Origin of the sequence: Citrobacter sp. Cf125 (genome assembly GCF_030333935.1) — a bacterium.
Classification (GTDB): Bacteria; Pseudomonadota; Gammaproteobacteria; order Enterobacterales; family Enterobacteriaceae; genus Citrobacter; species Citrobacter freundii.
Window position 1 is genome coordinate 88,689 of record NZ_JAOWEY010000017.1, and the last position, 11,115, is coordinate 99,803.

General features: G+C 51.7%; 9 protein-coding genes. 6 read left to right on the top strand and 3 right to left on the bottom strand.

Annotated features, from left to right (window positions below; genetic code table 11):
• Nucleotides 1–61: 61 nt before the first annotated feature.
• The gene (locus tag OGV89_RS03675; protein ID WP_003840517.1) at nucleotides 62–1,486 is read left to right on the top strand and encodes an MFS transporter; all 1,425 of its coding nucleotides are present in this window, start codon (nucleotides 62–64) and stop codon (nucleotides 1,484–1,486) included.
• Nucleotides 1,487–1,538: 52 nt separating this feature from the next.
• On the opposite strand, the gene metJ is transcribed toward OGV89_RS03675, so the two are convergent.
• Nucleotides 1,539–1,856 carry a met regulon transcriptional regulator MetJ gene (gene metJ, locus OGV89_RS03680; protein WP_003028816.1) on the bottom strand — a complete coding sequence of 106 codons (318 nt, stop codon included), beginning with the start codon at nucleotides 1,854–1,856 and terminating at the stop codon, nucleotides 1,539–1,541.
• A gap of 264 nt (nucleotides 1,857–2,120) precedes the next feature.
• On the opposite strand from metJ, the gene metB reads away from it, so the two are divergent.
• Both metB and metL read left to right on the top strand, forming a co-directional pair.
• Nucleotides 2,121–3,281, top strand: a complete 1,161-nt coding sequence (gene metB / locus OGV89_RS03685; protein ID WP_003847854.1) for a cystathionine gamma-synthase — start codon at nucleotides 2,121–2,123, stop codon at nucleotides 3,279–3,281.
• 2 nt (nucleotides 3,282–3,283) lie between these two features.
• Nucleotides 3,284–5,716: a bifunctional aspartate kinase/homoserine dehydrogenase II gene (metL, locus tag OGV89_RS03690; protein WP_200003156.1), complete on the top strand. Its 2,433-nt coding sequence runs from the start codon at nucleotides 3,284–3,286 to the stop codon at nucleotides 5,714–5,716.
• A 35-nt stretch (nucleotides 5,717–5,751) separates the two neighbouring features.
• Here metL and OGV89_RS03695 read toward each other — a convergent pair whose 3' ends face one another.
• Nucleotides 5,752–6,927, bottom strand: a complete 1,176-nt coding sequence (locus OGV89_RS03695; RefSeq protein WP_003847850.1) for a hypothetical protein — start codon at nucleotides 6,925–6,927, stop codon at nucleotides 5,752–5,754.
• Nucleotides 6,928–7,060: 133 nt separating this feature from the next.
• Between OGV89_RS03695 and OGV89_RS03700 the strand changes: the two genes are divergently transcribed.
• Nucleotides 7,061–8,617, top strand: coding sequence for a bifunctional metallophosphatase/5'-nucleotidase (locus OGV89_RS03700; protein WP_003847848.1), 1,557 nt, complete (start codon nucleotides 7,061–7,063; stop codon nucleotides 8,615–8,617).
• 38 nt (nucleotides 8,618–8,655) lie between these two features.
• Here OGV89_RS03700 and OGV89_RS03705 read toward each other — a convergent pair whose 3' ends face one another.
• Nucleotides 8,656–9,033 (bottom strand): carboxymuconolactone decarboxylase family protein, encoded by a 378-nt coding sequence (locus tag OGV89_RS03705; RefSeq protein WP_003028825.1) that lies wholly within the window; start codon nucleotides 9,031–9,033, stop codon nucleotides 8,656–8,658.
• An 89-nt stretch (nucleotides 9,034–9,122) separates the two neighbouring features.
• Here OGV89_RS03705 and OGV89_RS03710 point away from each other — a divergent pair, with 89 nt between their 5' ends.
• Nucleotides 9,123–10,031 (top strand): LysR family transcriptional regulator, encoded by a 909-nt coding sequence (locus OGV89_RS03710; RefSeq protein ID WP_032939327.1) that lies wholly within the window; start codon nucleotides 9,123–9,125, stop codon nucleotides 10,029–10,031.
• Between the two features lie 157 nt (nucleotides 10,032–10,188).
• Complete coding sequence (gene metF / locus OGV89_RS03715) at nucleotides 10,189–11,076, top strand: methylenetetrahydrofolate reductase (protein ID WP_003028830.1); 888 nt, start codon at nucleotides 10,189–10,191, stop codon at nucleotides 11,074–11,076.
• Nucleotides 11,077–11,115: the final 39 nt, after the last annotated feature.

The following is an 11,115-nucleotide window of genomic DNA, read 5'->3' on the forward strand; positions in this document are numbered from 1 at the left end:
ATCGACTGATTACATCGATAAGCATAGTTTGTGTGAATAATATGTCTAAGGAGTTGATATCATGTCTAATGATGGAACTATTATCGGAAATAATGAACCCACTGCCGTCAGACCTTTCGGAATTCGAGATAAAATTGGTTATTTATGTGGTGACCTCGGAACCTGTTTTATTCTTGGCTTAGTTAATAGTTTTTTAATGATTTATTACACTAACGTCCTCGGTATTTCCGGCGTTATTGTTGGCTCACTCTATTTTGTGACCAAACTCTTTGATGCGTTCGTTGATGTTGGTGTAGGACGCTTATGCGATACCTCTAAATTGACGGTACATGGACGTTTTAACCCGTGGGTGCGTCGCATGAAGTATCCATTTTGCATCATTGCAGTTGTCCTGTTTCTGCCGTTTGTAAATGATTTTTCTTATACGGCGAAAATTATTTACATCTGTTGCTCCTATTTCATTTACGGTTCGCTGTTATCGACCGTGAGTATTCCGTACGGCGCTATGTCTGCGGCGATTAGCTCGAATCCGGATGATCGTGTCTCGCTGTCAACCTGGCGCAGCGTTGGGTCAGCTATCGGCGGTGGGGCAACTGGCTTTTTCATTCCGATCCTGATGTACACCACCCTGGTGGACGGAAGCCAGGTGATTTCCGGGCAACACTTCTTCTGGATTTCCATTGGTTGCGCAGTGCTGGGCTTTATCTTTTTATCCTTGACCTGTCAGTTAACGACCGAACGCGTGCGCGTGGAGAGAAAAGAGAGCATGCCCGTTTCGGTGTTGCTGAAGGGACTGGCACGCAATAAGGCGCTGATTGTTTTAGTGGTTGTGGATTTGCTGATTGTGATTAATCAGGGATTGTCCGGTACCAATATGACTTACCTGTTTAATGACTATTTCCACAATAAAGAGGCGATGTCAGTCGCGTTGCTGTTTACCTTTGGTTCCCTGGTTTTGCTGGCACCATCGGCATCCTGGCTCACGAAGCGGTTTGGTAAAAAAGAGGCCAGCGTCGGCGCGCTACTCTTTGCAGTAGCGATGTATTTGATTATGTACTTCATCCACATTACCGACGCGAAAGTCTATTTGGTTTTCCTGTTCCTGGCGACGTTGGGGGCCGGACTATTCAACCTGATGATTTGGGCGTTTATGACCGATGTTTGTGATTATCACCAGTATGTCACCGGCGATCGCGAGGATGGTACCGTCTATGGTGTGAACTTCTTTGCCCGCAAGGTTGGTCAGGCGTGTGCAGGGGCCATTGGCGGCTTTATGTTGGCCATCATTGGTTATCAATCATCGTCAACAGGTGGCGCTGTGCAAACCAGCATTGTGCAGGAAAATATTTATACGATGGCGAATCTCTTGCCGGCACTATGCCTGTTTTTGGCGGCGGTCATTCTGATTTATTTCTATCCATTAAACCGTACGGAAACGCTCAAAATGGAAGAAACATTGAATAAACTTAATGGTATCAGTAAGTAACATAGCGAGAATCGGCGGGAGCAATCCCGCCTTTTCTCATCTGTTCTAACAATCAGTATTCCCACGTTTCCGGGTTGATACCCAGTTCACGCATGATTACCTTTGCTTCTTCCGGGATTTCATCACTGCGCTCTTTACGCAGGTCTTCATCGTTGGGTAATGGTTGCCCGGTAAAAGCATGCAGAAACGCTTCACACAGCAGTTCGCTGTTGGTGGCGTGGCGCAGGTTGTTCACCTGACGACGCGTGCGTTCATCGGTAAGGATTTTTAACACCTTCAGAGGAATGGAAACCGTAATTTTTTTGACTTGCTCACTCTTCTTACCGTGCTCAGCGTATGGGCTGATATATTCGCCGCTCCATTCAGCCATGAGATACCTAATCCTCTTTGTCATTAATATTGAGGCCAGAACCTGAGCCCGGACCATAATTGTGCGTAGTTTATCGTAGTGGCGCGGCCCTGACACGAAGTAGCCGACGCAGATGTACGCTAATGCATATAATTTTAACGGCTATTTCCAGTTTGCTCAATCTATACGCAAAGAAGTTTAGATGTCCAGATGTATTGACGGCTATAGTAACAATGATTACTCTGGTGCCTGACTTTTCACCGACTCAGCCAGGATCTTCTCAATATGACGCGTAAACAGGCCACCATCGCAGTGCGTAGCGGGTTAAATGACGACGAACAGTACGGTTGCGTTGTCCCGCCGATTCACCTCTCCAGCACCTATAACTTTACCGGATTTAATGAACCTCGTGCTCATGACTATTCGCGTCGCGGCAACCCAACGCGTGATGTCGTTCAACGTGCGCTGGCGGAACTGGAAGGTGGTGCAGGTGCTGTACTGACCAATACTGGCATGTCGGCGATTCATTTGGTGACCACTGTCTTCCTTAAGCCTGGCGATCTGCTGGTTGCACCGCACGACTGCTACGGCGGGAGCTATCGACTGTTTGACAGTCTGGCAAAACGTGGCTGTTATCGCGTACTGTTTGTCGATCAAGGCGATGAACAGGCGTTGCAGGCGGCGCTGGCAGAAAAACCGAAGCTGGTGCTGGTAGAAAGCCCAAGCAACCCGCTGCTGCGCGTGGTGGATATTGCGAAAATCTGCCGGCTGGCGCGCGACGCTGGCGCGGTCAGCGTGGTCGACAACACTTTTTTAAGCCCGGCACTGCAAAATCCACTGGCATTAGGCGCCGATCTGGTGTTGCATTCATGCACGAAATATTTAAACGGTCACTCAGACGTGGTGGCTGGTGTGGTTATAGCCAAAGATCCGGAGACGGTCACTGAACTGGCATGGTGGGCGAATAATATTGGTGTGACCGGCGGCGCGTTTGATAGTTATCTGCTGTTGCGCGGCCTGCGTACTTTGTCTCCTCGTATGGAGGTGGCGCAACGTAATGCTCAGGCGATAGTCGATTATCTGCAAACTCAGCCGCTGGTGAAAAAATTGTATCACCCGTCATTGCCGGATAATCAGGGCCATGAGATTGCTGCGCGTCAGCAAAAAGGCTTTGGCGCGATGTTAAGTTTTGAACTGGATGGCGATGAGCAAACGCTGCGCCGTTTCCTCGGCGGGTTGTCATTGTTTACGCTGGCGGAATCGTTAGGGGGCGTTGAAAGTCTGATCTCCCACGCCGCAACTATGACACACGCGGGCATGGCACCAGAAGCGCGTGCTGCTGCCGGAATTTCCGAAACGCTGCTGCGTATCTCCACCGGTATTGAAGATGGCGAAGATTTAATTGCCGACCTGGAAAATGGCTTCCGGGCTGCAAACAAGGGGTAAACATGAGTGTGATTGCGCAGGCAGGGGCGAAGGGTCGTCAACTGCACAAATTTGGTGGTAGTAGTCTGGCAGACGTGAAATGTTATCTGCGTGTCGCAGGCATTATGGCGGATTACTCGCAGCCTGATGACATGATGGTTGTTTCAGCCGCAGGCAGTACCACTAACCAGTTGATTAGCTGGCTGAAATTAAGCCAGACCGATCGCCTTTCTGCGCATCAGGTTCAACAGGCGTTACGTCGCTATCAAAGTGAGCTTATCAGCGGTTTGTTACCTCCCGAGGTGGCGGATGGACTGATTGGCGCGTTTATTCACGATCTGGAACGCCTGGCCGGGTTACTCGACAGCGGCGTGAACGATGCCGTCTATGCTGAGGTTGTTGGGCATGGTGAGGTATGGTCCGCGCGTTTGATGTCTGCCGTCCTTAATCAACAGGGGCTGGAGTCAGCCTGGCTGGATGCGCGCGATTTTTTACGTGCTGAACGCGGTGCCCAGCCGCAGGTAGATGAAGGTCTTTCTTACCCATTACTGCAGCAACTGTTGGCGCAGCATCCGGGTAAACGCCTGGTGGTTACCGGCTTTATTAGCCGCAGCAATGCCGGTGAAACAGTGCTACTGGGGCGTAACGGTTCTGACTACTCGGCGACGCAGGTTGGTGCGTTGGCGGGCGTTTCCCGAGTAACCATCTGGAGCGATGTCGCCGGGGTTTACAGCGCGGATCCGCGTAAAGTAAAAGACGCCTGTTTGCTGCCGCTGTTGCGTCTGGATGAAGCCAGCGAGCTGGCGCGTCTGGCGGCACCGGTTCTCCATGCCCGTACCTTACAGCCGGTTTCCGGTAGCGATATCGATCTCCAGTTGCGTTGTAGCTATACCCCAGAGCAGGGTTCAACGCGTATTGAGCGAGTACTGGCCTCCGGTACCGGGGCGCGTATTGTGACCAGTCATGATGACGTCTGCCTGATTGAGTTTCTGGTTCCGACTGGCCAGGATTTTAAGCTGGCTTATAAAGAGATTGACCAGGTTTTAAAACGTAGCCAGGTGCGTCCGCTGGCAGTGGGCGTGCATCCTGACCGCCAGCTATTGCAATTTTGCTACACCTCCGAAGTCGCTGACAGCGCGCTGAAAATTCTGGATGAAGCTGGCCTGCTAGGCGAGCTGCGTCTGCGCCAGGGGCTGGCGCTGGTGGCGATGGTCGGGGCGGGCGTCACCCGTAATCCGCTGCACTGCCACCGTTTCTGGCAACAGTTGAAAGGTCAGCCGGTTGAATTCACCTGGCAGTCGGAAGAGGGCATCAGCCTGGTCGCGGTACTGCGTACTGGGCCAACGGAGAGCCTGATTCAGGGTCTGCATCAGTCAATCTTCCGTGCTGAAAAACGCATTGGTCTGGTGTTGTTTGGCAAAGGCAACATTGGGTCGCGCTGGCTGGAGCTGTTCGCTCGCGAGCAGAGCACGCTCTCGGCGCGTACCGGATTAGAGTTTGTGCTGGCGGGTGTGGTTGATAGCCGTCGTAGCCTGCTGAATTACGAAGGGCTGGATGCCAGCCGCGCGTTAGCTTTCTTTGATGACGAGGCGGTAGAGCAGGATGAAGAGTCTCTATTCCTGTGGATGCGTGCTCACCCGTATGATGATTTAGTGGTGCTGGATGTGACCGCGAGCGAGCAACTGGCGGATCAGTATCTGGATTTTGCCAGCCATGGTTTCCACGTCATCAGCGCCAACAAACTGGCCGGGGCGAGCAGCAGTAATAATTACCGCCAGATTCATGACGCTTTCGAAAAAACGGGTCGCCACTGGTTATATAACGCCACCGTGGGTGCAGGTTTGCCGATCAACCATACCGTGCGCGATCTGATTGATAGTGGCGATACCATTTTGTCGATCAGCGGGATCTTCTCCGGCACGTTGTCGTGGTTGTTCCTGCAATTTGATGGCACGGTCCCATTCACCGATCTGGTGGATCAGGCATGGCAACAGGGTCTGACTGAACCCGATCCGCGCGTAGATCTTTCCGGCAAAGATGTGATGCGTAAGCTGGTGATTCTGGCGCGTGAAGCGGGTTACGACATCGAACCGGACCAGGTTCGCGTGGAATCGCTGGTGCCTGCGCATTGTGAAGAAGGCTCTATTGACCATTTCTTTGAGAATGGCGATGAGCTGAACGAGCAGATGGTGCAGCGTCTGGAAGCGGCGCGTGAAATGGGGCTGGTGCTGCGCTATGTGGCGCGTTTTGATGCTAACGGCAAAGCTCGCGTTGGTGTTGAAGCGGTTCGCCCTGAACACCCGCTGGCGGCGCTGTTGCCGTGCGATAACGTATTCGCCATAGAGAGCCGCTGGTATCGCGATAACCCGCTGGTGATCCGTGGACCGGGCGCGGGCCGTGACGTCACCGCTGGGGCGATTCAGTCTGACATCAACCGTTTAGCGCAGTTGCTGTAATTTGCGTTGCCGGGTGGTGTTTACGCTTACCCGGCCTACATATGGCATGAACCGTAGGCCCGGTAAGCGGCAGTGCCACCGGGCAAATCGCGCTGGGTGATCAGGGTGTTGTATTGCTCCGCCAGCGTCCTTATCGTCTGAAACACCGAATGAGCCGAGTAACGGGCGCTATCCCGAAACTCCGCCTGCTGCTGTAACCAGGCGAGAAAATGGTGGCCTGCCGCCAGTGTGATTGACGCCCCTTTTTCAACCTGACCCTCCGTTAACAGACACACCATTTTGCGTGTGTCGCCTTGTTGCCAAATTTGCCACTGGTTTTGCCACCACCCCTGCCAGGTTTTACCCAGCAATCGCCAGGGCAGTGTGCACTTATCGCTAGTGATCTCTTCATCAATAAACCAAAGCGAAGCGTGATGATCGCGATATTGCTGCGCCCATGCGGTAATCGCCGCGCCGCGCAGAAAACATTCGTGGGCAATAATGTGCGTTTTTACCTCAGGCCAGAGATGGCTCAGTATGCGGAAATGTCCGTGCGCGGTAATGACCGGGCGTAAAACTGCGCCGTTGGCATTTCGTTTGAGCATGGCACTGCCGTACTGGATTTCATCAAACTGGCTGCGGCGTAAAAACAGGGTTTCCCTCTGTCTTACTCGTTCAACGATATCGTCATGAATGACCGTAGGTTCAACGTTGTTACGCCAGCGGTATCGTAATGTATCCCCTACGAGATGGGGCGTGAAATTACTGGAAATATGCAAAATATTGCCGCGAATAGCGTCAAAACTGAGTAATACATAAAGTTTCTGGTCGGTGCAGGCTCCCTGAAAAGGGACGATTAAGGGAACCGTCGCTATTTGTTCTGGTGGAACAATGGTGGTGAGTGGCTGCTGCTTTGGTGTCCAGACTTGTTTGCAGCTCCGGCACTGAACGCGTTGGCTGCCCTGAGGATTATGCCCATAGAGGATGGTTTCCCGCTGATAACATCGTGGGCAAAAATGACCGCTTTGGGCGGCAAAATCCGTTAAATATGCTGACAACCACCCACCAAACTGTTCCTCATTAAACAGCGGGGGATAGCTGCCGCATGCCCGGCAATGCAGCGCAGCATAACCCAACCGATACTCGGGCCAGCTGTAATCTGGTGAGCTGGCCAGCCCCAGATTTTTACAGCCGAAGGACTTACAGCAATTGATGGTGAACAGTGACGTCATCGTATTACCAACGATTTTTAATGGTCGTTGATTTTGACCCGCGACTATCACCAGCGGATGTGAGTGTTCTCACATAAAAAAACCTTTCAGAACGTAACGTAGCGATTCTTTATATGACTGAAAGGGATTGATTATGAAGTTAAAAATGCTTGCTGTTGGTGTTCTGGTATCGTTGCCGCTTTGGGCGAGTGCCAAAGATGTCACGATTATCTATACCAACGATCTTCACGCCCACGTTGAACCTTATAAAGTCCCATGGATTGCTAATGGCACGCGTGATATTGGTGGTTGGGCTAATATCACGACGATGGTGAAGCAGGAAAAAACGAAAAATAGCGCCACCTGGTTTTTTGATGCCGGTGATTATTTTACCGGGCCGTATATCAGCAGCCTGACCAAGGGTAAGGCGATTATCGATATCATGAACACCATGAATTTTGATGCTGTCACCATGGGTAATCATGAATTCGATCACGGTTGGGATAACACGCTACTACAACTGAGTCAGGCGAAATTCCCCATCGTGCAGGGTAATATCTTTTATCAGAACAGCAGCAAAATGTTCTGGGATAAGCCTTACACCATTATTGAAAAAGATGGCGTGAAGATTGGCGTGATTGGCCTGCACGGCGTGTTTGCTTTTGATGATACGGTTTCTGCTGCGACACGTGTCGGTATTGAAGCGCGGGATGAAGTGAAGTGGTTGCAACGCTATATCGATGAGCTTAAAGGTAAAGTCGATCTCACTGTGGCGCTGATCCATGAAGGTACGCCAGCGCGTCAGTCTAGCCAGGGAAGTACAGATGTGCGCCGTGCATTGGATAAAGACATCCAGACCGCAGGTCAGGTAAAGGGGCTGGATATCCTGATTACCGGCCATGCGCATGTGGGCACGCCGGAGCCGATTAAAGTCGGTAACACTCTGATTCTTTCTACCGACAGCGGCGGTATTGATGTGGGTAAACTGGTGCTGGATTATCAGCAGAAACCGCATCAATTTACCGTGAAGAACTTCGAGCTGAAGACCATTTATGCTGATGAGTGGCAGCCAGACCCGCAGACGAAACAGGTCATTGATGGCTGGAATAAAAAGCTTGATAAGGTGGTACAACAGACGGTTGCAAACTCCCCGGTTGAGCTGACGCGTGCTTACGGTGAATCTTCTTCGTTGGGCAATCTGGCGGCGGATGCGTTGCTGGTGGCGGCAGGTAAAGATACTCAATTAGCGCTCACTAATTCGGGCGGTATCCGTAATGAAATCCCAGCAGGTGCTATCACGATTGGTGCAGTCATTAGCACCTTCCCGTTCCCCAACGAGCTGGCAACAATGGATCTCACCGGTAAACAGTTGCGTAGCCTGATGGAGCACGGCGCGGGTTTAAGCAACGGTGTATTGCAGGTGTCCAAAGGACTGGAGATGAAGTATGACAGCAGTAAACCAGTCGGTCAGCGCGTCACTGTACTAACGTTAAACGGTAAACCGATTGAGGATGCCACGGTTTATCACATAGCCACCAATAGCTTCCTGGCAGACGGCGGTGATGGTTTTACGGCATTTGCCGAAGGAAAAGCGCGAAATACCTCCGGAGGTTACTATGTCTCTAATGCTGTCGTTGACTATTTCAAGGCGGGAAATACGCTGACGGATGAGCAGCTTAAAGGCATGCGTGTGGCAGATGTGAAACCATAGTGAGCTCAGGCCAGCAGACAATCCGCTGGCCTGTTGTTTTAGCCTCTGTGAGAGGCAAACACCTCTTTCGCGGCGAACAAACCATTGAGTGCGGCAGGGAAGCCGGCATATACGGCCATCTGCATAATCACTTCAACGATCTCATCCTGCGTTAAACCAACGTGTAATGCCGCGCCAATATGCACTTTCAACTGCGGGGCGGCATTGCCCATTGCCGTTAAAGCGGCGACAGTGGCAATTTCTCGGCTGCGCAGGTCCAGACCTGGACGTGCATAGATGTCGCCAAACGGAAATTCCAGCAGGTAGCGGGCAAAATCTGGCGCGATATCCTTCAGGCTCTCAACGACGGCCTCTCCCCCTTTGCCATCTACCTGTTGCAGCATTTTCTGGCCGGTAATAAAACGTTCTGACTCCATGATTTTTCCCTCGTAGGTGTGGCGTATGGCTAGAGAATAGGGGGTGTAGAATGATTTGGATAATACCGTTTCCGTGATACCTTTTCGGTATGACAACATCGCCATTACACTCTCTGGATATTCGTCTACTGCGTTACTTTTCCGTAGTAGCGGAAGAGAACAATATGAGCCGGGCTGCGCAGCGCTTGTTTATGTCGCAACCGCCGTTGAGCCGCCACATTCGCCAGCTTGAAGATCGCCTGGGGGTCACGCTGTTTGTCCGTCATACCCGTGGATTAACGCTGACGGAGGACGGCCAGCGCGTACTTGAAATGGTACGCCCGTTGCTTGATCTCCAGGACAAAACCTACGCTGCGTTGAGTCAATTAACGCAAATCAGGGAGCCATCTCTGCGCTTAGGGCTAAGTACAGCGTTTGAACAGGGCGTTTTTGCGGCGCTTGAGTCACAGCTGACTACGCATGTGCAGAAGCGACATATTGTCCGTCATGGTTCGCCTGAACTCGCGCGTCTGGTGCGTCGTGGAAAGCTGGATGCCGCGCTGGTGGCGTTACCGCTTGAGACTTCGGGGCTTAGCGTCACACCGCTCGGCTGGCAAGAATCGTTGATCGTCGCCTTACCCGCGCTCTGGCCAGAGGCGGCGCTGCCTTCGCTCTCGTTAATGTCGCTGAGCCACCGACCGCTGTTCTGGTTCAAACGTGAACGTAACCCCGCCTTTTTTGATTACACCCGACATATTTTTAGTCATGCTGGTTACTCTCCTGCCTGTATTGAAGAACCGCTGGAACATGATGTGTTGTTGGCGCGGATCGCGCAGGGTGAAGGTCTGAGTCTGCTTCCGGCCTCTTTTTCCGCTATCCAACGTCGGGGTGTGATATTCCTGCCGCTTACCGATACCGAATTGCGTATTAGCACGGGGCTGCTGATGCTGCCTGAAAACGTAAAGAAATTAGAGTGGCTGCAGACGGTCATGGCGCAATCCCTCATCAATTCAGACTGATGTGAATTTTTTTCACGTTGACTGAGTATTCCTCACCTTTAGCGATGATTTTTGTGTTGACGCCAGCATGCTTTTCCGTCATTTTTACATCTAGACGTCTAAACGTATAGCAGTTCACAACACAACATATAACGACAAAAGATTGATGAGGTAAGGTATGAGCTTTTTTCACGCCAACCAGCGGGAAGCCCTGAATCAGAGCCTGGCAGAAGTTGCCGGTCAGATTAACGTTTCATTTGAGTTTTTCCCGCCGCGCACCAGTGAAATGGAGCAAACCCTGTGGAACTCCATCGATCGCCTGAGCAGCCTGAAGCCGAAGTTTGTTTCAGTCACTTACGGTGCAAACTCTGGTGAGCGCGACCGTACGCACAGCATTATTAAAGGCATTAAGGATCGCACTGGCCTTGAAGCGGCTCCGCACCTGACCTGTATTGATGCAACCCGCGATGAGCTGCGGACTATTGCTCAGGACTACTGGAACAACGGTATTCGTCATATTGTTGCCCTGCGCGGTGACCTGCCGCCGGGAAGCGGTAAACCGGATATGTATGCTTCTGACCTGGTGACGCTACTGAAAGACGTTGCAGACTTTGATATCTCCGTTGCGGCTTACCCGGAAGTGCACCCGGAAGCGAAGAGCGCTCAGGCCGATCTGCTGAACCTGAAGCGTAAGGTTGATGCCGGTGCGAACCGTGCGATTACCCAGTTCTTCTTCGATGTAGAAAGCTATCTGCGTTTTCGCGATCGCTGCGTGTCTGCGGGTATCGATGTGGAAATTATTCCGGGTATCCTGCCAGTCTCCAACTTTAAGCAGGCGAAAAAATTTGCCGACATGACCAACGTCCGCATTCCGGCGTGGATGTCGACCATGTTTGATGGTCTGGATGATGACGCGGAAACCCGCAAGCTGGTGGGCGCTAATATCGCCATGGATATGGTGAAGATTCTCAGCCGCGAAGGGGTGAAAGATTTTCACTTCTATACCCTTAATCGTGCCGAGATGAGCTACGCTATTTGTCACACACTGGGTGTAAGACCGAACTAAACAGATCCCAGCCCTCTCCGGAGGGCTTTTTGTTGATCA